We start from the raw sequence: 21,752 nt of genomic DNA, 5'->3' as shown, positions 1-21,752 counted from the left end.
GCGCGGCGTTCAGCAGGCGCCGTCGAGGACTTGATAGGGCAGCGGCCGATCGACGGTCTCGACCGGCTCGACGACCTGCGCGGAGCATCCCGCGGTCGCGATCCGGAACGGCTCGCCGCCGGCGTCCACCACGACGGAGGCGGCCTCGCCGTCGACTTCGTAGTCGACCACCAGGTCGAACTCGTACGCCCCCGCCGGGTAGGCGCCGTCGAGCAGCACCTCGAGCCGGACGGTGGCCTTGTCCCCCGCCGCGACGGGGATCGACTCCCGGTCGAAGAACTCCGCATCGGACAAGACCTTGCCGGGTTCGTCCTCGTACAGGAACGGCCCCTGCTCGGGGGCGTTGAGGACGAGGCCCATCTGCTCGTGGCCCTCACCGGCGCAGTCGCTCAGCGTCATCAGCGTGCCGCCTTCGACCGGCGGGCTCTCGGCGGCCACCTCGGCGCGAACGTCGAAGACCGTGACCTGCTGCGGCAGGTCGCTCTGGAGGCTGAACTCGGCGATGAGGCCCCATGCGGCGTAGGCTCCGGCCCCGACCGCCTCGGTCCAGAGGCCGCTCGGGTCGGCGGCGTAGGGGTGCTCCTCGATCAGAGCGTCCGCGACCGCGGCCGACTCGGCCGCGAAGATGACGGCCGGGCACTCCGAGTTCGCATCGATGTCCAGCAGCGTCGCCCGCAGCGGCACCGGCTCACCGGACGGCGACTCGGTGACGGTCGTGTCGACTCCGGGGCCGACCGCGCTGAAGATCCAGATGCCCACCGGCACTGTCAGGAGCAGTCCCATCGTCACGGCGAAGATGAGCGGCAGACGGCTCCCTCGACGGGGAGGAGTCGAGCTCTGGCCTTCGCCGGTCATCGGGGGTCCACATCAGCCGAAACGAACAGTGCGCTCCTGCATGGTAAGCGAGCGACGCCACGGGCGGTGTCCCTCAGGGTTCGAGCAGGCGGCGCTTGGCGAGGCGGAACTCCTCCTCGGTGAGGTGGCCTTCTCGGCGGAGGGCGGTGAGGCGCTCGAGTTCCACCACGAGCGATGACGCGGCCGCGGGCGTCCGGGTCTCGGCCGTCGTCTCGGCGGACTCCGCCGAGAGCATCTTGCGCAGCCACGGCAGGGCGACCCTGGCGCGGGCGGGATCGCGCGGAGGGTAGACCGCCGTGAGCGGCGTCCGCATCCAGCTCCGCCGGGCGCGGATCTCGACGCGGTGCCGGTGGCCGGTCCGGTCGCGGAAGACGAGGGTCCCGGAGCCGAGGCCGCCGCCGGGCTCGGCGTCCCGGTAGTCCTCCAGCGCGGCCTCGACGCGCTCGCGGCCGAGCAGCGCGGAGAAGGCCGCGGTCACGCGCAGTTCGTGCACCAGCCCGAGCAGGGCGATGACGATGCCGACGCCGGCCACGACGCTCCAGATCCTGATCTCGGCGGCGACCTCCGCGGCGGGCAGGCCGCCGGCGACGGCCTCCCGCCAGCCCCGGATCGCGGCGAGCGGGCCGAGGGCCACGGCACCGCCGAAGGCGATCATCCGCAGCACCGGCATCGCGAGCACCGAGCAGGCGATGTTCGCCGCGATGCCGCCGATGAACAGGAAGACGCGGGGGTCGTCGGTGCTGCACTCGCCGCCCCAGCACTCCCAGGCGATGAGGTGGGCTTCGGCGTTGCCCTGCTTGAGGAGGTACCACGCGGCGAGGCCGCAGGGCAGGGCGAGCAGCAGCATGCCGAGGCCGGCTTTGGAGGTCTGCGGCGGGGAGGGTGCGGTCACCGGTCAAGTATCCAACGGCCACATCAGCTCCGGAACGGGCCGAACGGGTGGGGCTCACGGGGTTCGGTCCCGTCCCGGATGCCGGCCGCTATGCGGGGGTGCGGCCCTGCTCGCGCCGGGCCTCGGCCCAGACGTGGTGCCAGCCCGGGGCGAGTTCGGCGGCGCGCTCGATCGCGAGCACGAGGGAGCCTTCGCGGGCGATGCCCTGGCCGGCGATGTCGAAGGCCGTCCCGTGGTCGACGGAGACCCGCACGACCGGCAGGCCGACGGTGATGTTCACGCCGTCGTCGCCGTAGACCGCCTTGAACGGGGCGTGGCCCTGGTCGTGGTAGCAGGCGATGACGAGGTTCCACTTGCCGCGCACGGCCTGCGGGATCAGCGCGTCGGCGGCGATCGGGCCGTGGGCGTCGATCCCGCGGGCCTGCGCGCGGGCCACGGCGGGCGCGAGGACGTCGGCGTCCTCGTCGCCGAAGAGGCGGTTCTCCCCCGCGTGCGGGTTGAGTCCGGCGAGGCCGATCCGGGGGTGCTCGCGGCCGAGGGCGCGGCCGAAGGCCGCGGCGAGGCCGATGACGTCGTCGGTGCGCTCGGCCGTGACGTCGTCGATGGCCCGGCGCAGCGAGACGTGCGTGGTGAGGTGGAACAGGTAGAGGTCGCCCGCGCCGAGGACCAGGGAGAAGTTCTCGACCCCGAACTCGTGGGCGAGCAGTTCGGTGTGGCCGGGGTACGGGTGGCCGCCGAGGTGCATGGCCGCCTTGTTGAGCGGGGGCGTGACGATGCCGTCGACCTTGTCCTGCTTCGCGAGGTCGCAGGCGCGCACGACGAAGCGGTACGCGCCGTCGCCGGCCGCCGGGGACAGCTCGCCGAGGGGGATGTCGCCGAGGGACGGGCCGGTCTGCACGATCTCGATGAGACCGGGGTCGTTCGCCGCGTCGGCCGGGTCGTCGATCACGGCCACCGCGGCGGGGTCGAGTCCGGCCAGGCGCGCGCCACGGCGCATGGCGTCGGCGTCGCCCACGACCACCGGCACGCAGCGCGTGCGCAGCTCGGGGTGCTCAAGGAGCGTGCGGGCGATGATCTCGGGGCCGATGCCGGCGACGTCGCCCTGGGTGATGGCAAGGCGGGGAAGGCGGTCCATGGTGTTGGTCTCCCTGTGTGGATGGTCAGCGGACGGGGAAGATGAGGTCGGTCAGCAGCGTGGGCGGGCCGAATCCGCCCGCTTTCGTCCAGGCGGCGAGGCCCGTGACGGGCAGGCGCAGAAGCGGGACGCCCGGGGCGATCCGCCCGGCGACGAGGGCGCGCGGTTCGCCGAGCGCGGTGAGCGCCGCGCTCGCGCCGTCGCCGCCGACGAAGCCGACGACGCCCGGACGCTCGGCGAGGACGGCCCGCGCGGCCGCGGCGCCGAGCCGCTGGGCGATCCGTTGGGCCCCAACGCCTTCGGTGGGTTCAGCGCTACCTCGCGGGACGGTGGCGAGGTCGGGGCCGTTGCCGCCGAGGCTCGTTTTCTCCGCGACCGGGGCGCTGGTCGAGGCGATGGCGGGTCGGCCGGACCGTAGGAGGTCGCCGACGGCGGCTTCGAGTTCGGCGTCGCTCATGCGCTCGACGTCGAGTTCGCCGTGGACGGCGCCATGGGCTTCGGCATGGGCCACTTGGGCCCGGGTCGCCGGGTTGAGAGAGGAGACGACCACCAGGTCGGTCCCGGGAGCCGGGACGGTCACGTCGTGCGGCGCGGAGTGCCAGACGCGGGCGAGCGCGCGGGCCAGTCCCGCCGAGCCGACGGCCAGCACCGGTTGCCGCTCTTCGAGGTCGGCGATCCGAACGGCGAGCCGGTCCAAGTCCCCTTCGGTCGTCGCGTCGAGAATCAGCGGCCCGGAGGCGCCGGCGACGAGCCGGTCGGCGTGCGGCCCGGAGGCGCCGTCGGTCGACCGGTCCTCCTCTCGCGCGGCGGAGTCATCCGCGAGAAGGCGGTCCGCGATCGGCGAGTCGGACGGTTCGGCGGGAAGCCGATCCGCGGTCCGCGCTCCGGTGGCGCCGGCAAGAGCGGTCCGTGCCCCGGGGACCAGCACCGTGAGGTCGCTCGAGCGCAGCGGCGTGATCGGGTCGGCCCCGGCCACGCCTTCGGTCGCCTCGCGGCCGTCCACGCGGAGGCGTCCGGCCTCGACCGTCCTGCCGACCGCCGGGAAGGCCGGGCAGATCACGGTGAGCGGATCGTCAAGGGCCGCACGCGCACCGGCGATCTGGTCCGCGAGCGTGCCGCGGCCGGTGCTGTCGACCTTGAGGTAGATCCGGTCCGCTCCGGCGGCGCGGGCGGCGCGCACGGCGCGTTCGGTGGCGGCCCGCGCGTCGGCGGAGGCTCGCGCGTCGGTCGAGAACGCCGCCGCCGCATGGGCGTCGTCGCCGGGGAACGGCGTCCAGCCGTCGCCGAGTTCGAGGTGCGCGCGCCAGCCGGCCTCGCCGAAGGCCAGCGCGCAGTCGGCGGCCCCGGTCATGTCGTCGGCGACGACCGCCACGTGCGGCATCGCCCTCACGCCTTCGCTTCGGCGAGGTGGCTCCGGGCCGCCGCTTCGAGGTGGGTCAGGTCCGAGGCGATGGTGACCATGCGGAACCCGGCCTGGAGGCGCTTGCGGGCGGTCGCGCCGTCGAGGGTGTGGATCGCGGGCACGATTCCGGCCGCTTCGGCGGCGGCGCGGGTGCGTTCGACGGCGGCTTCGAGTGCGTCGGTGTGCTCGGGGTCGGCGGGGTAGGCGCCGCCGACGGCCAGCATGAGGTCGGAGGGTCCGATGTAGAGGCCGTCGAGGCCGTCGACCCGGGCGATGTCCTCGACGTTGGCGAGGCCCTGCTCGGTCTCGATCATGGCGAGGACGAGGACCTGGCGGTCGGATTCGACCGGGCGCGGTCCGACGCGCAGGCCGGATCGCATGGGGCCGTAGGAGCGGCGTCCGGAGTAGCGTGCGGCGCGGACGGCCGCGGCCGCGTCGTCGGCGGTGTCGACGAGCGGGACGATCACGCCGAGGGCGCCGGCGTCGAGGGCCTGGCCGATGCCGACGGGGTCGTTGGCCGCCACGCGGACGACGCCCGCGGCGCGGTGCCCGGCGTCGACGGCCATGAGGTTGCGCAGGACGCCGTCGTAGCCCATGAGGCCGTGCTGCGCGTCGATGCCGATGTAGTCGTAGCCGGTCATCGAGACCCGTTCGGTCGCCACGGGTGCGTCGAGCACGGTCCAGTAGCCGACGGCGGTGCCGCCGTCGCGGAGAGTGTCGACAAAGGACGAATGGTGCATGTGGTTGCTCCTCATCGGTTGTAGGCGGGCATCGGGCCGCGCAGGGCCCGGCCCACCTCGTCGCAGGCGGTGGTCGCGTCGGCGGGCAGCGGGCCCTTGGCGAGGGCGGCGAGGTTGGCGGCGATCTGGTCGGGTGCGGAGCCGCCGACCAGGACTGCGGCGGTGGCGGGCTTGCCGATCAGCCAGCGCAGCGACAGTTCGGTCAGGGGCATGTCGGCGTCGGCGGCGATCCGCGCGAGGGCGTCGATCGCGGTGAACAGTTGCTCGTTCCAGTACCGGTCGGTGTACATCGGGGCGAGCCGCGAGGTGGCGAAGCGGCCCGTCTCGGGTCGCTGCTCGAACCGGTGGCGGCCGGCGAGCAGGCCGCCGCCGAGCGGGTTGTAGACCATCGTGGACAGACCGGTGGTCTGCGCGAACTCGGCGTACTCGGATTCGAGGCCGCGGGCGACGAGGTTGTAGAGCTGCTGAGCGACGGCGGGGCGGGCGATGCCGAGGCGGTCGGCGGTCGCCTGGATCTGGGAGATCTGCCATGCGGCGTAGTTGGAGACGCCGTAGGCGCCGATGGCGCCCTCGGCGAGGAGTTCGCCGATCGTCGTCAGGGTCTGCTCGAGCGGGGTGTCGCGGTCGGGCTGGTGGAGGTAGAACAGGTCGACGCGGTCGCGGCCGAGCCGTTCGAGGCTGCCTTTCAGGCTCGAACGGAGTGCGCCGGGAGAGAGCAGGGGCCGGTCGTCGGCGTCGGGGTGCGGCATGCCGGCTTTGGTGGCGATGAGGAAGCGGTCGGGGTCGGCGGCGAGGAGGCGGCCGAGCATCCGTTCGGTCTCGCCGCCGGCGTAGGCGTTGGCGGTGTCGATCATCCGGACGCCCGCGTCGGCGGCGAGGTCGAGGATGTCGGCCGCGGCGCCTTCGTCCACGGTGTCGGCGAACGTCATCGAGCCGAGTACGGCCGGGCCGATCGCCCGTGCGGTCGTCATGCGGTGGTTCCTTCCTTGGGCGGCACTGGGTTTCGGGGCTTCTCACCGCGCAGGACGCGGACCACGTCTTCGGCGACGGCCGTGCCCATGGCGCGGTTGGCGAGGTCGGTCTGGGCGCCGATGTGCGGGGTCAGGACGAGGTTCGGGGCGGTGAGCAGCGGGCTGTCCGCGGGCAGCGGTTCGACGGCGGTGGCGTCGAGCGCCGCGCCGCCGATGTGTCCGGAGTGGAGCATGGCGGCGAGTGCGGTCTCGTCGACGAGGTCGCCGCGGGCGGCGTTGACGACGATGGCGCCGTCGCGCAGCGACTCCAGGGCGGCGCGGTCGAGGATCGGGGCCCCGCCGCCGGGCAGGTGGAGCGAGACGATGTCGGCGGCGGCGAGGGCTTCGGCCAGGTCGGCCCGTCGTACGTGCTCGCCGAAGGATTCGGGCGGCAGGTAGGGGTCGTAGGCGACGACCTGGAGGCCGAAGGCCTTCGCGCGGGAGGCGACGGCCCGGCCGATGCGGCCGTAGCCGAGGATCGCGAGGGTCTTGCCGGCGAGTTCGAGGCCGGGGAATCGGCGCCATTCGCCGGCGCGGCAGGAGGCGTCGGCTTCGGGCAGGCGCCGGGCGACCGCGAGGATGAGCGCGAGGGTCAGGTCCGCGACGCCGCCGCTGTTGGCGCCGGGCGCGTTGAGGACCGTGATCCCTTGTGCCGCCGCGGCGTCCAGGTCGATGTTGTCGGTGCCGACGCCGTGCTTGGCGACCGCTTTGAGCGTCGGCGAGGCGAGGACGGCACCGCGCACGTCGTCCAGGCCGACGATGAGCGCGTCGCAGCCTTCGGCCTCGCGGGCGAGCGTCGCGGCGTCGAGCGGGTGGGGTGCGGCGGGGCGCACCGCCTCGATCCCGGCGTCGGCCAGGACCGTCCACGGGTCGGGCGACTGCGCGCCGAAGCTCGGTGTGGTGACCAGTACTCGCATGTGCTCCCTCTCAGCCGACCGTGAATCCGAAGATGGTCGCGACGGTGTAGCTCCCCAGGAGGGCGATCGCGATGCTCGACACCGTCAGCATGACGGTCCAGACGGGGCTGCGGCGGTAGCGCCGGTCCACGTCGCGGCGCAGGACCCAGACCGCGATGACCACGGCGATGAGGAACAGGCCGGAGGCGACGCCGCCGATCATGACCATGACGACGGGCGACTGCACGATGAGGAAGCTCGCGGCCCAGATGACGGGGTAGCCGACGGTGAGCACGCGGATGATGCGCTCGCGCAGGCGCACGTTCGTCCAGTCGAAGAAGCCCAGGATGCCCAGCGTGTTCGTCCACAGCCGCGGGACCGAGGCGGTGGAGGCGACGAAGGTCGACCACAGCACGAAGAACGCGCCGATGAGGAACAGCCACTGCGCCCAGGAGCCGAGCAGGTCGGTGTACATGCGCGAGAGGGTGGAGATCATCTCGTTGCCCTGCGGGACCAGGCCCTGCGGGTGCAGGACGGCCGCGCCGATGACGTAGAACGACAGCGTGCAGGCGGTGCAGGTGAGCCAGGAGACGAGCGCGTCGAGCCGCATGACCCTGATCCAGCCCTCGGCCCGCTCGGCGCGCGCCTCGGAGCCGTCGTCGGGTCCGGTCCAGCGCCCGTAGCCCTTCTCGAGGACCCAGTAGGTGTAGGTGGTCATCTCGTCGGCGCCGACGCCGGTGAGGCCGAACATCGCGACCGCGAAGCCGATGGCGGCCACCGGGAGTGCGAACGACAGGCCGTCGAGGACGTCGGCGGCGGAGTACGAGAACGGCGTGAGCGGCAGGCCGAGGGCCAGCGCGACGGTGATGAGCGTGAACAGCACGACCGAGACGACCGACAGCCGCTCGATCATCGAGTACTTGCCGGTGACCAGGAGCGTCACGGTCGCGACGAGGACGACGCCGGTCCAGAACGCGAGGGACGGCAGGCCCAGCGGTTCGCCGAGCACGGGGAACATGATCGACAGGCAGGCCGCGGCGCCGCCGATGATGCCGCCGCGCTGGAGGATCTTCGCGAAGTCCATGACGATCCACAGCACCGTGACCCAGCTGCCGCGGGAGGTGCGCGGCCGCACTTCGGCGTAGCCCTGGAGGGCGGTCTTGCCGGTGAGGATCGACCACGTGGCGAGTTCGACCTGGACCCAGACCTTGATGGCGGTGGAGACGATCACGAGCCAGAACAGGACGAAGCCGGCCTGGGAGCCGAGGGCGGTGGTGGTGATGAGCTCGCCGGAGCCGACCACGGCGGCCGAGAGGATGAGTCCGGGGCCGAGGTAGCGGAAGCGCCCGCGGAGGGTGCGCGGGGGCTCCAGGACGTTCGCGGCGTCGAGGGCGTAGGGGTCGAAGGGTTGGGGCGGTGTGGCGGTACGGGATGCCAAGGCAGTCTCCTTTGACGCGGCGTGAGGGGCCGGGATGCTCCCGGTCCGCAACACCTTACGCCATGTTGCGCGAATCGCGCAAGCAGGTGCGCGATTCGCGCACTCTGGTGGTCGGCGGTTGAGTACGCTGAACGCATGGAAAAGCCACTGTCGGCCGCGGGTCGCCGCGAGCTGATCGTCGAACTCGCCTCCCGGACGGGCCTGGCGTCCGTGGAGGCCCTCGCTGAGCGGTTCGACATCTCCCCCTCGACCATCCGCCGGGACCTCGCGCGCCTCCACGCGGACGGCCGCCTCGCCCGCACCTACGGGGGCGCGATCCCCGCGGTCGCGCACCCGGAATCGTCACTGCGCGAACGGCTCCAGGAGTCGACGGCCCAGAAGGGCGCGATCAGCGCGAAGGCGGCCGAGCTCATCGGCGACGGCGAGGTGCTGCTGTTCGACGGCGGGTCCACCGTGCTCCAGCTCGCGCACGCCGTCCATGACCGCGGCCCGCTCACCGTGGTCACCGCGGCGCTCCACACGATGCAGGCGCTCTCCTCCGCGCCCGACGTGGTGGTCGAATGCCTCGGCGGCCGCCTGCGCACTACGAGCGACAGCATGGTCGGGCCCATCACCGAGGCCGCGCTGGAGCGCATGACCTTCGACAAGGTCTTCCTCGGCGCCGACGGCGTGGACGCTCAGCGCGGCATCTGCGAGGCCGACCGCGAGCAGGCCCGCCTCAAGGAGCTCATGGTCCGCTCCTCGGGCGAAGTCGTGGTCCTCGCCGACAGCTCCAAGCTCGGCGTCGCCCCGTTCCACGCCTGGACGCGCCTCGGCGGCGACTGGACCCTCATCACCGACGGCGGCGCGACCGACGAGCAGGTCGAGCCGTTCCTCGGGCAGGGGGTGCGCGTCATCGTCGCCGAATGAGGCGAACGCCCGGCCGCGGCGCACCGGAACCCGGTCCGCCGCGGCGGCGGTGCCTCAGGCGGCGTGTCCGAGCGCCGCCCGGATCTGGCCGAGCCACTCGGCGGCGAGCGCACGCCCGTTCGGGAGCTGGTCGCCCCGGTCCCAGCGCCACATGGTGACCATCGCCAGCATGAGGATCCGGCACTCGCGCAGCAGGTCGTGGTCGACGCCCGGGTAGTGGTCGGCGACCTCGTCGGGCGCATGGGCGAGGTCGAACTCCACGGGCCCGCGGCAGCACGTCTCCAGATCGATGAACAGCAGTCCGTCCTTGGTGGCGAGCAGGTTGCCCGGGTGCGGCTCGCCGTGCAGCAGCTGCTCGGCGGCGCCGCGGCCGGTGATCGACCGGCGCAGGTTCCGCAGCGTGTCGCCCAGCAGTTCCCGGTCCTCTTCGACGAGGTCCGGGGTGCGGTCGCGGTCGCGGATGAGCTGCTGCGCCTCCTCGACGCGGTCGGTGAAATGCGGCGTCGGGACGTCGAGTCCCTTCATGCCGGCGTGCAGGCGCGCGAGCGCGCCCGCGTAGTCGGACGGCGGGACCGCATCGGCCGCGGACTCGTAGTGGGTCCACAGTGTCACATTGAAGCCGTCGCGCTCGTGGACGCGCGGCGCCGCGCGGGGATCGAGCGCCGCCACCGGGCACCCCGCCGCGGCGAGCCGCCCGGCGAGGTCGACCTCGAAGTGCGCGACCTGATCCGACTCGGGGGCGACCCGGGCGATGACGTCGCAGGGCAGCAGGCGCAGCGTGAGCTTGTTCGAGTTGTGCACGACCACCGCGTCCTCGGCCGCGAGGCCGAGCGACGAGGCGATCGACCCGGCGGCGGTCGTCGCGCGGGCGACCTCTGGCGCGTCCATGGTCCGGCCTTCTTCCTGCCGCATTGTCCAAGCGGCGCAAGGCACCGTACCAAGACGGGGAACGCCCGGGGCGTCAGCCCGCCGCGATGCGCATGTAGTCGCTGCCGAACGCGTGGTCGACCTCCGCGGGGTCGATGCCGTAGCCCAGCAGCGAGTGCTCGTGGCGGCGCACCCCGTCCCGGCCGCCGCCCTGGCCCGTGCGCGTCAGCTGCTCGTCCAGCCGCGACTCGTCCTCAGGGCCCCAAGGCAGATCGAGCTGGTGGAACAGCTCGGGCACGTACGTGTGCGGCGAACTGGTGAGGCTGTGGTACTTCACGTCGATGAACCGGCCCGGCCGCGTCGCCGCGGCCCGGACCTTCCGGCAGTCCTCCATGCCGGCGGCGAGCTGGTGCAGCCACTCGCGCCCGATCTCCTTCGGGTCGACCGCGCTGCGCTTGAGGTGGATGCTGTACAGGCTCTCGACCATCGAGCACAGCGAGGACATCACGGTGTTCGGGTCGCGGTGCGTCAGCACGATCTGCGCGTCCGGGAACACCCGCAGGATCGAGTCGAGGTTGAAGATGTTCCCGGGGTGCTTGAGCACCCAGCGCTGCTTCGGACGGCCCGACTGGAGGATCTGGAGCGCGTCCCGAACGAACCGGAAGTCGGTGTCCCGGTCGTACTCGTTGCGGTACCAGTCGAGGTAGCCGGGCAGCGGCGCCACCGTGCAGTGGAACGTGGCGTGGAACTTCAGCCAGTAGTCCTCTTCGGGCCACTCGGCGTTCGTGGGGTGGATGGTCTTCCACGACTTCGACAGCAGCAGCGTCATGTCCAGACGCTTCTGCGTGTTCCGGATGTGGTTCGCGCGCTCCTCCGGAGTGGACTCCAGGCCCAGGTAGTACATCTCCCACAGGTGCGGCGCGCGGGCGGCCTTCGAGCCGGCGATGATGTGCTGCGTCAGAGTGGTCGCCGTGCGCGGCAGGCCGAGCACGAAGATCGGCCGCTCGATGGCCTCGTTGCGCACCTGCGGGTGCTGCGCCTGGAGGCGGCGCACGGTCAGCAGGTTCGCGACCCGCGCGGCCACCATGTCCTTGGCCGAACGCCAGCCGACTCCGGACAGGCCGGGCGTCGCCGCCCAGCAGTGCAGGAGGAAGCGCAGGCTCTCCATGATCTCGGCGTCGGGGGCGGTGAGCTCCATGCCGAGGGTGTCGGTCTCCTTGCGGGCCTTGGCGTTCATGCGATCGAACACCGCATCGACCTTATGGTCGCTGCCGGACTCGGAACGGCGCTGGCCTTCCATGAGTGCGTTCAGAACGCCGAGCATTCGCGTGGTGCGCTGCAAGAGGGGTCTCCTTGAAACTGGCCGGCGGCTTGGGGGACGTCCAGGCGCGAAGTGCATACCGCCGCAACGGTGACGAATGATCCACTTCTCGATGCGCCACACCATACCGCCGACCCGGCGGACAGTGGACTCCAGCCCCGAATCCCGTTCGCCCCTATCGGAAGGGACTTGGCCCGGTGCTGGCGCGGGTGGATCCTACGGCCGGGTGCACTGCCACTCCGGGCGGTGATTCGGTGCCGGTTCGAGTAAGCGGCGAAGGAACGGTGGGCGTGGGGCAGGGGTGCATTGCTGGGGTCGGCGTTGCTGGGGTCGGCGTTGCCGAGTGGTCGCGGCGACCCGGGAGTGCGGCGGGAATGCCCTTGCGCTGCACGGCGGGCGCCGAGCTGGTGATGGTGCCGATGGCTCCTGCAGCCGGGTCCGCATAGGGCCGCGCCGTGTAGCGGGCCGGTGTGGTGTGGTGTGGTCGGCTAGGGCACTTGGCGGCAGGACCGTGGCACTCATGTCGTTACCTCCTCTCATCCCTTTCTCTCCTGACTCCTCACGCAGCCAGCGGTGCGGCCGGTGCACTGCCCTTGTCGGTATGGCGCGTGGCGCCCCTTCGGCCAGGTCCACATGCGAGATGCATGCGATCGACGCAGGAGGCTCCGGGGCGCGTTGCCGACCCAGAGCGCCGTCGCAATAGCGGCTCAAACAGGCAGCGACGAAGGCGTGTGCGGCGGGGCGGGGCACTTCGCTGATCCCGAAACGACGCTTCGGGTTGCGGCTCGGGCGGGCACCGACGGTGCGTTGTGTGCGGCGTGCCGGGGTGGGTTGTCGGCTCTGGGCGCCGTCTCGGCTGCGGTTCGAGCGGGCGGCGATGATGAGGTGGGTGGTGGTTCGAGCGTGCATCGCTAGGCCCGAGCCGCATCTTGTTCGCGGTTCGAGCAGGCAGTGATGAAGCGGTGAGCGGCGGGCCGGGCCTGCGTTGCCGACCCTGGGCGCCGTCTCGGCTGCGGCTTCGAGCGAGCGGCAACGAAGGGGTGCGTGGCGGGGCGGGGCAGTTTGCGGATCCCGAAGCGTCGCTTCGGATTGCAGTTCGGGCGGGCACGGACGGAGCGGCGGGCCGGGGTGGGTTGTCGGCTCTGGGCGCCGTCTCGGGTGCGGTTCGGACGGGCGGCGATGATGAGGCGGGTGGTGGAGCCGGGCGGGTGGCGGCCTTGAGTGCCGTCTCGGGCGGGGTCAGAACGAGCAGCGACGAAGCGGCGGGTGGTGGGCCGAGCGGGTCGCGGCCTTGGGCGCCGTCTCGGCTGCGGCTCGAGCGCGCCAATGCGGAGCTGAGTGGCGGGGTACTTCGCTGATCCCGAAGCGACGCTGCGGCTTACGGTTCGAGCGGGTACCAACGGACCGGCGGGCCGGGCCTGCCGTGCCGACCCTGGGCGCCGTCTCGGTCACGGTTCGAACAGGCAACGACGAAGCGGTGAGTGGTGGGCCGGGCCTGTGTTGCGGCCCCTGAGCGCCGTCTCGGTCGCGGTTCGAGCGGGCAGCGACTGAGGGGTGGGTGGTGGGCGGGCGTGTGTTGCCGCCCCTGGGCGCCGTCTCGGATGCGGTTCGAGCAAGCGGCGACGATGAGGCTAGTAGCGGGCGGGGCGGGTGTTGCCGGTGCCTGCCCGATGGTGGCGCGGCGGCGGCCCGCCCGATGGTGGTGTGGTGGTGGGTGTGGTTGCGGTGCACGGTCGCGCCCGCAAGGCGCACAGCGGTGTCGGTATCGGTGGGCGTGTTGGTGGTGGTGGTGGGTGTGGTTGCGGTGCACGGTCGCGCCCGCAAGGCGCACAGCGGTGTCGGTATCGGTGGGCGTGTTGGTGGTGGTGGTGGGTGTACCGGTGGTGGTCATGTCGGGTCTCCTCCTTCCTGCTCCAGTCGTCGGCGTCCTGCGGTCGGCCCCTGGCGGTGAGCACCACCGCACTGGCCTCGGCCTCGGCTTCGGCTCCTCTGCGCCCGTTCCCACTCCTGCTCCCGTTGCTGCTCTGCTGTGCTGGTTCCCCGCTCCTGCTCTGGTGCTTGCAGGTTGGGCGGGTACCGGTGTGCGGGGCACGGGGCGCTGGTCCCCTTGGGGTTCATGCTGGCAGTGTGCGCGGTCGCACCAGGCCGCCAGCCCCCCAGGGCGCGGGCACGGTACCGGGGCAGCGATGCCCGGCGCCCGTGCTCAGACGTGCGGGAACCGCACCCGGTGTGCGGGTAGCGCTGAGTGGTGGTGGTGGTGCTGAATGGTGGTGCCGGGTGGTGCTGCTTGCGGTGGTAGTCGGGACTGGTCGGGGTGCGCGTGGATCGGGCGCAGATGCCAACCGGTCGTGATCATCGCAGGTGGCGCTTCAGGAGGCCTTTGCCTACGGTATGTGCCTCGTTAAAAACACCAGCCTCCCGGCGCTCGAGGTGATCCCGGCCGGAGAGGACACCCCCACCCAGTCCGGCCGCCTTGACCGGATAGCTGCGGGGTCCCGATAGCACTCCGAGGGCGACACCCCCCAACCCCAGTTCAATGGAGTAGCAGTGTCGGGGACTCCTACAGAGGAACGGCTCTCGGCCAGAGGCTTGGCGTAGTCTGCATTCACCGGCCGCCGCCTGTATGAATCCCTTACCCTTGTGCGTACCTCAATTCTCCCCCACACAGGTACCACCCGCAACACCCACACGGGTAGAGACCACTCGCATTCACCCGCCACTCCCCTTGCACCGCAACCAGACTCGACCTCACCGGCATCGCCGGTCCGGACGCCATGCCCCGGCCGCCCCTGACCCGCCACCGACCCCAACCCACACCCCACCTCCCCGTCGCCGCCCGCTCGAAGCCCCAGCGAAACGCCGCCCGGACCAGCAACGCACCCCGCACCCGCACCCCACCCCTTCTTCGCCGCCCTCTCTGACCCCCAACGAATCACCGCTCATGCACCGCGTCACACCTCGACCCACTCCACTCGCGACCATGACCGCCCTCGCCACCGCACCGTTGCGAAGAATTGATCTGGGGTGCTTCAATTCATTCCCATCAGCGGAGTTATCGGTCAACCCAATTATGCAAGGTTGAGAAACAATTGACGAACGCTCCCATGGCCTTGCATTGCAATTGAAGAGTGTCTATACTTTGGTCTATAATTGAATCGATTCATTTCTCAGTTTCGATGCGGCGCACCGTGAAGCCCCGGCATGCCCACGGTGACGCTCGCTCCTCCGCCGACTCCGGCGGATCCACCCTCACATCAGCACACGCGGAGCAATCATGCGTATATCCAGTAAGCGACGGCTGCGAGGCCTGTCGATCCTCGCGGTGGCCAGTCTCGCGGCCGTCGCCATCCCGACGGCCGTGAACCTCACCGCCCAAGCCGCCACGGTCCGCTACGAGGCGGAGTCCTCCCCTGCGACCTGCGCCGGCGCGATTGAATCGAATCATTCCGGTTTTTCCGGCAGCGGGTTCTGCAACTCCAACAACGCCACTGGCGCGTCGAGCCAGTTCACCGTGAACGCCGCCAGCGCCGGCAGCGCCACCTTGGCGATCCGGTACGCCCACGGCGGCACCGACACCCGTTCGGCGGACATCGTCGTCAACGGCGCGACCGTGCAGTCGGCGAGCGCGTTCGGCGCGACCGGTGCGTGGACCACCTGGTCGACCAAGACCGTCACGGTCCCGGTCAATGCCGGGAGCAACACCATCCGCCTGGTCGCCACCGGCAGTGCCGGTCTGGCGAACATCGACTACATCGAACTCACTGACGGCGACGACCCCGGTCAGGGCGGGGACGGCCGCTATGAAGTGGAGGACCTGACCCGCGGGGTCACCGTGGTGCCTTCGGGTAACGGTCGACTCGTGTCCTGGCGGCTGCTGGGCACGGATGCGGAGAACGCGGCGTTCAACGTCTACCGCGACGGCACCAAGATCACCGCTTCACCGCTGACCGGAGCCACCAACTACCTCGACACCGGCGGATCCTCCAGTTCGCAGTACACCGTCCGGGCGGTCACCGGGGGCACCGAAGGACCCGCGTCCGGGGCCGAGGCGGTCTTCAACTCCAGCGGCTATCTCGACATCCCGCTCCAGCGGCCCGCGGGAGGCAGCGGCTTCACGTACGACGCCAACGACACCAGTGTCGGCGACTTGGACGGCGACGGGGACTACGAGTACATCGTCATGTGGTACCCGACCAACGCCAAGGACAATTCGCAGGCCGGGGTCACCGGCAACACGCTGATCGACGCCTACCGGCTCGACGGCACGCGCCTGTGGCGCATCGACCTGGGGCGCAACATCCGCTCGGGCGCGCACTACACGCAGTTCCAGGTCTTCGACTACGACGGCGACGGCAAGGCCGAAGTCGCGATGAAGACCGCCGACGGCACCCGCGACGGCGCCGGCACGGTCATCGGCTCCTCCAGCGCCGACCACCGCAACGGCGACGGTTACGTCCTGTCAGGCCCGGAGTTCTTGACGGTCTTCAACGGACAGACCGGCGCGGCGATGGACACCGTCAACTACAACCCACCGCGCGGCAACGTCGCCTCGTGGGGCGACAGCTACGGCAACCGGGTCGACCGGTTCCTCGCCGGAACAGCCTATCTGGACGGTGAGACGCCTTCGATGATCTTCGCGCGCGGCTACTACACGCGCTCGGTAATCTGGGCCGTCGACTGGAACGGCACCGACCTGACGACTCGGTGGACGTTCGACTCCAACAGTGCGGGCAGCCAGTACACCGGGCAGGGCGCGCACAGCCTCTCGATCGCGGACATGGACGGCGACGGCCGTCAGGATGTCGTGTACGGGGCGATGGCGGTCGGCTCGAACGGCCAGGCGCTGTACAACACCAGGTTCGGGCACGGCGACGCGCTCCATGTCTCCGACTTCGTGCCCGGCCGCGCGGGCCAGGAAGTGTTTATGGTCCATGAAAGCGGCAGCCAGCCGTCCTCGCACCTGAACGGCTCCAACGGATCGATCCTGTTCCAGACCAGTCCGAACGGTGACAACGGACGCGGCGTCGCCGCGAACATTCTGGCGAGCAACCCCGGCGCCGAGTACTGGTCGCTGGCTCCCAGCGGCCTGCGCAACGCCGCCGGTTCCAACATCGGGGCGCAACCCGCCTCGGCGAACTTCCTGTCCTGGTGGGACGGCGACGGCGAGCGCGAGCTCCTGAACGGCACCCAGATCACCAACTACCCGTCCGGCACGCTGCTGAACGGTTCGGGGGTGTCCTCCGGCAACGGCACGAAGTCGACGCCGGCGCTGTCGGCGGACCTGTTCGGGGACTGGCGCGAAGAGGTCGTCTGGCGCACCAGCAACAGCTCCGCGCTGCGGATCTACGCGACGCCGCACCAGACGAACCTGCGCATCGCGACGCTCATGCACGACATCCAGTACCGGGTCGCGATCGCGTGGCAGAACACGGCCTACAACCAGCCGCCGCACCCGAGCTTCTACATCGGCTCGGACGTGACCAGTTACCCCTGGCCCGACATCCACACCCCGTAGCGCCAATGCTCTCCGGGCGCGGGCGATAGCGCGTCCGGGGGCCTGAACCGTGTCGAGGCGGACCCGCGAGGGTTCGCCTCGACGCGCGTCGGATCGGCAAGGCTCGGCGCTCAAGGAGTGCTGAACCTGACGATGCCGCTCACGCGACGGGCGGTGTCGTCTTCGGTCATGGTCGCGTCGACCTCGATGGCGTGCAGCCCGAGGCGTCGGGTCTCCTCGCGGAGTCGTTCGGTGAACCGGCGTTCGCGTTCGGCGAGGTTGCGCGCGGCCCGCTCCGGATCGCTTGTCCGCCGCAGGAAGCCCGGTCCCCCGGCTTCCCGGCCGTGGATCGCCGCGTCACGGAAGTCCGGTGTCGGCAGCAGCCACACGGCCTGGTCGCGTGAGGCCAAGAGCGGCTTGACGAGCGAGGGCAGCAGGCGGAATCCCTCGGCGATGACGCCGCGGTCGGCCGGCAAGGCCAGCAGGTCCTCGACGATCAGGCCGAAGCCCTCCCCGCGGAACCAGTGGAACGTCTCCAGCATCGCCTGCGGGGAGCGAAGGACCCAGCGCTCGTCCATGTCCATGGCCATGAACCGGTGCAGGAACGGCGCCTGGTCGGCGGTGGCGCGGCGGGCGTGATCGGCCATCACGTCGTCGGTCGCGTACAGCCTCATGCCGTGCTCGGCGGCGAGCCGGACGGCGACGGTCGACTTGCCCGCGCCGCTGCCCCCGGCGATCCAGCGGACGTGCCGCAGACGCTCCCGCAACCCGTTCGATGCCTCCACGCGGCCATGGTCCCACGTGGCACGCACGGGACGTCGGGGCGTTTCAGTAGGGTGGCGCTGTGGCGAATGAATCGATGCGGCAGAACTGGACCGACGGCGCGGCCGGATGGGTCGCGAACGAGGCGGTCTTCGACGCCGTGTTCGCGCCCGTGACGGCGGCGCTCCTCGACGCGGCCCGCCCGGCGCCCGGGCGGCGCGTGCTCGACGTCGGCTGCGGGACCGGCACGCTCCTCGCGAAGAGCGCGGCGGCGGGAGCCCAGGTCGTCGGCGTGGACATCTCCGAAGGCATGGCCGCCGCCGCGCGCGGACGCGTCCCCGAGGCGACCGTGCTCGTCGCCGACGCGCAGACGGCCGACCTGCTCGGCCAGGCGCCCGGGGCGCCGTTCGACCTGGTCGTCTCCCGGTTCGGCGTCATGTTCTTCGAGGACCCGCAGGCCGCGTTCGCGAACCTCCGCCGGGCCGCGGCGCCCGGCGCACGGCTCGTGTTCGCCTGCTGGCGAAGCCTGGAGGAGAACCCGATGTTCAGCCTCGGTTCGACGGTCCTCGCCGACCGGCTCGACCCGAAGCCCGAGTCCCCCGCGCCCGGAGCGCCCGGCCCGACCGCGTTCGCGGACCGCGGCCGGCTCGACGCCCTGCTCACCGGCGCCGGCTGGGACTCGGTGCGGATCGACGCGTTCGACTTCACGTGCGACTACGGCTTCAACGGCACCGACGGCGTCGAGGAGCGGGTCACCACCGTCCTCAGCGGCGGCCTCGGCCGCCTCGCCAGGGAGCAGCTCGTGCCCCGGATCGGCGTCGACGGCTGGGAGTCCCTCGTCGACGAGGTCCGCGCCGAGCTCCGCCGCCGCCTCGTCGGCGGCGTCCTGCGGTTCCCCGGTGCGGTCTGGATCGCCGGCGCCGAGAATCCCGCCTGACCGGCGGTCAGTCCCGGGCCGTGAACCGTTCGGTGACGTCCGCGACGACCGGCCGCACGACCAGCCACAGCGAGGCCGCGAACGCCCACCCGAACAGGAGCAGCACCGCCTCGGAGCTCATCATCACCGTCGCGGTCGCCACGATGAGGAGCGCGAGGAGGCCGAGGGAGGACTTCCAGGAGAGGAAGAACTCCGCGGCCGCCACGCGCAGCACGTCGCGGAAGCGGAACGAGAAGAACGAGGTCACCGCGAGCAGGTGCCCCGACCACACGACGAGCACCGCCAGGAGCACGACGCTCACCGGCCGCAGGAACGCACCCCCGGGGACCAGGTCGGTGAACAGGACGTTCACCGTCAGGACGGTCGCGCACGCGAGCACCGGGACCCACCAGGAGAGCGTGTCCCGCAGGTTCAGCCGCAGCCCCCGCAGCAGCGGCCGCGCCGGGCTCAGGTCCGGTTCCCGCGCCCAGGCCCGCTGCGCGTACAGCGCCGCCGAGAGCGCGGGCGCGACCGGGAGGAGCGCGGCCACGAAGAGCACCGCGTTCGAGGCGTCCGGCGACAGCAGGGTCCACAGCAGCAGGGTCGGGACGCCGGAGACCGCGAGGAACACCCCGAGGACGAGGTAGCGGTAGATCGCGGCGGTCAGCCGGGAGAGCGTCCCCGGGCCGACCTCGCCGGCGTGTGCGGTGTTCATGCTGCTCCCGTTCAGGCTCTGCGTGTCTCGATGTCCGCGACGAGCACCCGGTCGGCTCCGAGGCGGCGCTCGGGTCCGGTGATCCGCCGGCGAACGGCGGCGTGCACGTCGGCGCTCGAACGCGCGACGCGCAGCTCGACCGCTCCCGGCTCCACGATCCGCTCGCCCTGGGCCCCGATGAACGAGGTCAGGTCGGCGTGGAGCCGGAACTCGACCTCGACGGACTCCCCCGCCGCGAGCGACACGCGCCGGTAGGCGACGAGGCGCTGCACCGGCCGCGTCACCTGCGCGACCGGGTCGTGCAGGTAGACCTGGACGACGTCGTCGACGCGCGCCGCGGTCTCGTTCGAGAGGGCCACCGAGACCGAGGTGGTCCCCTCGGCGTCCCAGTCTTCCTCATCGGTCGCCGTCGGATGCCAGGTGAGGGCGCCGTACGAGAGCCCGTGGCCGAACGGGTAGAGCGCGGTCGGGTCGAGGTTCGACACGTCGTTCGCCCGGCCGAGCGGCGGCGCCAGGTACGTCGCGGGCTGGCCGCCCGGGTCGCGCGGGATCCCGACGGGAAGGTGCCCGCTCGGGTTCACCTCGCCGGTGAGCACCTCGGCGAGCGCCTGCGCGCCCTGCTGGCCCGGGAAGAACGCCTGCACGATCGCCGCGCACCGGTCGGCCACGGCGCCGAGCGCGTAGGGGCGGCCGGTGAGCAGGACGAGCACCACGGGCGTGCCGGTGTCCAGGAGCGACTCCAGGAGCGCCTGCTGCTCCCCCGGAAGGCGCAGGTCGGCCGCGTCGCAGCCCTCTCCCGAGGTGCCCCTTCCGAAGAGCCCGGCGCGGTCGCCGAGGGCGACGACCACCACGTCGGCGTCGCGCGCCGCGTCCCGGGCGGCGTCGAAGCCGTCGCGTCCCGGCTCCATAACGTCGCATCCGGGCGCGCCCCCGACCACGTCGCGGCGGGCGCCCAGTTCGTCCAGGACCGTGGGGATGTCGATCCCGAGGCCCGTCTCAGGGTGGTGCACGCCGACGTGGGCGGGGAACGAGTAGCAGCCGAGCATCGCGAACGGGTCGTCGGCGAGCGGGCCGACGACGGCGACGCGGGTCTCCGCCGCGAGCGGCAGCGTCCCGTCGTTGTCGACCAGGACGACCGCTTCGCGGGCGAGGCGGAGCGCGATCTCGCGGGAGTCGGCGTCGTCGAAGGCCGTGTCGTGCAACGGGGTCGGATCGTAGTCGGCTTCGATGAGACCGAGGTCGATCTTCTGCTCCAGCACGCGCTGGAGGGCGCGGTCGACCAGCGCCTCGTCCACGTCGCCGGCCTTGACCGCTTCGATGAGCGGCGCGCCGTAGGCCGCGACCGACGGGAGCTCGACGTCGACGCCGGCCCAAAGGGCGCGTGCGGCGGCGTCCCCGTCGGTCTCCGCCACCCGCTGGAGCGTGCGGAGGAACGCGATGGCGAAGTAGTCGGCCACGACCACGCCGTCGAAGCCCCACGTGTCGCGCAGCAGGTCGGTGAGGAGGCGCCGGTCGCCGGCCGCCGGCATCCCGTCGACCTCCGCGTACGAGTTCATCACCGAGCGGGCCTTCCCGTGCCGAAGCGCGGTCTCGAACGGCGGCAGGAAGATCTCGGCCATCTCGCGCGGGCCGGCGGAGACCGGGGCGTGGTTGCGCCCGGCCCGCGAGCCCGAGTACCCGGCGAAGTGCTTGAGCGTGGCGACGATGCCCGCGCTCTCGAGGCCGCTCACGTACGAGGCGCCGATCGTGCCCACGAGGTACGGGTCCTCGCCGATCGACTCCTCGACGCGTCCCCAGCGGTAGTCGCGCACGACGTCGAGCACTGGCGCGAGCCCCTGGTGCACGCCGACCGCGCGCATCGACCGGCCGATGCGCGAGGACATCTCCTGCACGAGTTCGGGGTCGAAGCTCGCGCCCCACGAGAGCGGCACCGGGTAGGCGGTGGCGCCCCATGCGGCGAAACCGGCCAGGCACTCCTCGTGCACCTGGGCCGGGATGCCGAAGCGGTTGGCCGCGACGATCCGGTGCTGCGCGCGGGCGAGCGACTGCGCGCCGAGCTCCGGGGGGACCGGCCGCGTGCCGAAGGGCCGCGTCAGCTGCCCCAGGCCGTCGACGATCACGTCGTCGAACGAGGGCGCGTCCCGGCTCATGTCGCTCTGGTGGGGGGCGACGTCCCCGCCGGAGGCGTCCGCCCCGACCCAGAGCCCGACGAGCTGCCCCGTCTTCTCCTCGAGCGTCATCTCGGCCGCGAGCGCCGCCGCGCGCTCGGATCGGCCGAGCCGGTGGTCGTGCCAGGGCACCGGAGGCGCCTCGGCGGACGCCGTTCCTGCGGAAGCGGCGTCGGTGTCAGTGCTCATGATGGGACGGCTCTCTTCGTATTCGGATGTTTCCGTGCGTTGG

General features: G+C 71.8%; 16 protein-coding genes. 3 read left to right on the top strand and 13 right to left on the bottom strand.

Annotated elements, in window-relative coordinates:
• Positions 1 to 9: 9 nt before the first annotated feature.
• The 8 genes from BLQ63_RS20540 to BLQ63_RS20505 all read right to left on the bottom strand — a co-directional run bounded on the left by BLQ63_RS20540 (position 10) and on the right by BLQ63_RS20505 (position 8,368).
• On the bottom strand, positions 10 to 789 hold the full coding sequence (locus BLQ63_RS20540; protein WP_143015010.1) for a hypothetical protein: 780 nt from the start codon (positions 787 to 789) through the stop codon (positions 10 to 12).
• Positions 790 to 928: 139 nt separating this feature from the next.
• Positions 929 to 1,747, bottom strand: coding sequence for an SHOCT domain-containing protein (locus tag BLQ63_RS20535; protein ID WP_091039396.1), 819 nt, complete (start codon positions 1,745 to 1,747; stop codon positions 929 to 931).
• A gap of 88 nt (positions 1,748 to 1,835) precedes the next feature.
• Positions 1,836 to 2,882, bottom strand: a complete 1,047-nt coding sequence (pdxA, locus tag BLQ63_RS20530) for a 4-hydroxythreonine-4-phosphate dehydrogenase PdxA (RefSeq protein WP_091039395.1) — start codon at positions 2,880 to 2,882, stop codon at positions 1,836 to 1,838.
• A 25-nt stretch (positions 2,883 to 2,907) separates the two neighbouring features.
• Entirely contained in the window at positions 2,908 to 4,263 is a 1,356-nt protein-coding gene (locus BLQ63_RS20525; protein ID WP_091039394.1) for a four-carbon acid sugar kinase family protein, read from the bottom strand.
• 5 nt (positions 4,264 to 4,268) lie between these two features.
• Positions 4,269 to 5,024 (bottom strand): HpcH/HpaI aldolase family protein, encoded by a 756-nt coding sequence (locus tag BLQ63_RS20520; RefSeq protein ID WP_091039393.1) that lies wholly within the window; start codon positions 5,022 to 5,024, stop codon positions 4,269 to 4,271.
• A gap of 11 nt (positions 5,025 to 5,035) precedes the next feature.
• Positions 5,036 to 5,995, bottom strand: coding sequence for an aldo/keto reductase (locus BLQ63_RS20515; protein ID WP_091039392.1), 960 nt, complete (start codon positions 5,993 to 5,995; stop codon positions 5,036 to 5,038).
• Positions 5,992 to 6,951 carry a phosphoglycerate dehydrogenase gene (locus BLQ63_RS20510; RefSeq protein ID WP_091039391.1) on the bottom strand — a complete coding sequence of 320 codons (960 nt, stop codon included), beginning with the start codon at positions 6,949 to 6,951 and terminating at the stop codon, positions 5,992 to 5,994. Before BLQ63_RS20510 ends, BLQ63_RS20515 begins: the two co-directional genes overlap by 4 nt.
• 10 nt (positions 6,952 to 6,961) lie before the next feature.
• Positions 6,962 to 8,368 (bottom strand): Nramp family divalent metal transporter, encoded by a 1,407-nt coding sequence (locus BLQ63_RS20505; RefSeq protein ID WP_091039390.1) that lies wholly within the window; start codon positions 8,366 to 8,368, stop codon positions 6,962 to 6,964.
• Positions 8,369 to 8,503: 135 nt separating this feature from the next.
• On the opposite strand from BLQ63_RS20505, the gene BLQ63_RS20500 reads away from it, so the two are divergent.
• Entirely contained in the window at positions 8,504 to 9,277 is a 774-nt protein-coding gene (locus BLQ63_RS20500) for a DeoR/GlpR family DNA-binding transcription regulator (RefSeq protein ID WP_091039389.1), read from the top strand.
• Between the two features lie 54 nt (positions 9,278 to 9,331).
• On the opposite strand, the gene BLQ63_RS20495 is transcribed toward BLQ63_RS20500, so the two are convergent.
• Together BLQ63_RS20495 and BLQ63_RS20490 are read right to left on the bottom strand one after the other, a co-directional pair.
• Entirely contained in the window at positions 9,332 to 10,165 is an 834-nt protein-coding gene (locus tag BLQ63_RS20495) for a phosphotransferase (RefSeq protein WP_091039388.1), read from the bottom strand.
• 73 nt (positions 10,166 to 10,238) lie between these two features.
• Positions 10,239 to 11,486 carry a sulfotransferase family protein gene (locus tag BLQ63_RS20490; protein WP_177155030.1) on the bottom strand — a complete coding sequence of 416 codons (1,248 nt, stop codon included), beginning with the start codon at positions 11,484 to 11,486 and terminating at the stop codon, positions 10,239 to 10,241.
• Between the two features lie 3,253 nt (positions 11,487 to 14,739).
• Here BLQ63_RS20490 and BLQ63_RS20485 point away from each other — a divergent pair.
• Complete coding sequence (locus BLQ63_RS20485; protein ID WP_091039386.1) at positions 14,740 to 16,980, top strand: rhamnogalacturonan lyase family protein; 2,241 nt, start codon at positions 14,740 to 14,742, stop codon at positions 16,978 to 16,980.
• A gap of 110 nt (positions 16,981 to 17,090) precedes the next feature.
• On the opposite strand, the gene BLQ63_RS20480 is transcribed toward BLQ63_RS20485, so the two are convergent.
• On the bottom strand, positions 17,091 to 17,744 hold the full coding sequence (locus BLQ63_RS20480) for a hypothetical protein (RefSeq protein ID WP_091039385.1): 654 nt from the start codon (positions 17,742 to 17,744) through the stop codon (positions 17,091 to 17,093).
• 59 nt (positions 17,745 to 17,803) lie between these two features.
• Here BLQ63_RS20480 and BLQ63_RS20475 point away from each other — a divergent pair, with 59 nt between their 5' ends.
• Complete coding sequence (locus tag BLQ63_RS20475) at positions 17,804 to 18,658, top strand: class I SAM-dependent methyltransferase (RefSeq protein WP_218125382.1); 855 nt, start codon at positions 17,804 to 17,806, stop codon at positions 18,656 to 18,658.
• Between the two features lie 7 nt (positions 18,659 to 18,665).
• On the opposite strand, the gene BLQ63_RS20470 is transcribed toward BLQ63_RS20475, so the two are convergent.
• Both BLQ63_RS20470 and BLQ63_RS20465 read right to left on the bottom strand, forming a co-directional pair.
• Positions 18,666 to 19,352, bottom strand: coding sequence for a DUF624 domain-containing protein (locus BLQ63_RS20470; protein ID WP_091039383.1), 687 nt, complete (start codon positions 19,350 to 19,352; stop codon positions 18,666 to 18,668).
• Positions 19,353 to 19,363: 11 nt separating this feature from the next.
• Positions 19,364 to 21,709 (bottom strand): beta-xylosidase/alpha-l-arabinosidase, encoded by a 2,346-nt coding sequence (locus tag BLQ63_RS20465; protein ID WP_091039382.1) that lies wholly within the window; start codon positions 21,707 to 21,709, stop codon positions 19,364 to 19,366.
• Positions 21,710 to 21,752 lie beyond the last annotated feature (43 nt).

The sequence above is a fragment of the Glycomyces harbinensis genome (genome assembly GCF_900101745.1).
Taxonomy (GTDB): Bacteria; Actinomycetota; Actinomycetes; order Mycobacteriales; family Micromonosporaceae; genus Glycomyces; species Glycomyces harbinensis.
Note: the sequence above shows the minus strand (reverse complement) of the source record. Positions and strands in the feature narration are given on the sequence as shown.

What these genes read in the sequence shown, in the direction of transcription:
- pdxA (WP_091039395.1), bottom strand. Translation starts at nt 2,882, where the DNA reads ATGGACCGCCTTCCCCGCCTTGCCATCACCCAGGGCGACGTCGCCGGC.
- BLQ63_RS20515 (WP_091039392.1), bottom strand. Translation starts at nt 5,995, where the DNA reads ATGACGACCGCACGGGCGATCGGCCCGGCCGTACTCGGCTCGATGACG.
- BLQ63_RS20510 (WP_091039391.1), bottom strand. Translation starts at nt 6,951, where the DNA reads ATGCGAGTACTGGTCACCACACCGAGCTTCGGCGCGCAGTCGCCCGAC.
- BLQ63_RS20525 (WP_091039394.1), bottom strand. Translation starts at nt 4,263, where the DNA reads ATGCCGCACGTGGCGGTCGTCGCCGACGACATGACCGGGGCCGCCGAC.
- BLQ63_RS20500 (WP_091039389.1), top strand. Translation starts at nt 8,504, where the DNA reads ATGGAAAAGCCACTGTCGGCCGCGGGTCGCCGCGAGCTGATCGTCGAA.
- BLQ63_RS20470 (WP_091039383.1), bottom strand. Translation starts at nt 19,352, where the DNA reads ATGAACACCGCACACGCCGGCGAGGTCGGCCCGGGGACGCTCTCCCGG.
- BLQ63_RS20495 (WP_091039388.1), bottom strand. Translation starts at nt 10,165, where the DNA reads ATGGACGCGCCAGAGGTCGCCCGCGCGACGACCGCCGCCGGGTCGATC.
- BLQ63_RS20520 (WP_091039393.1), bottom strand. Translation starts at nt 5,024, where the DNA reads ATGCACCATTCGTCCTTTGTCGACACTCTCCGCGACGGCGGCACCGCC.
- BLQ63_RS20485 (WP_091039386.1), top strand. Translation starts at nt 14,740, where the DNA reads ATGCGTATATCCAGTAAGCGACGGCTGCGAGGCCTGTCGATCCTCGCG.
- BLQ63_RS20465 (WP_091039382.1), bottom strand. Translation starts at nt 21,709, where the DNA reads ATGAGCACTGACACCGACGCCGCTTCCGCAGGAACGGCGTCCGCCGAG.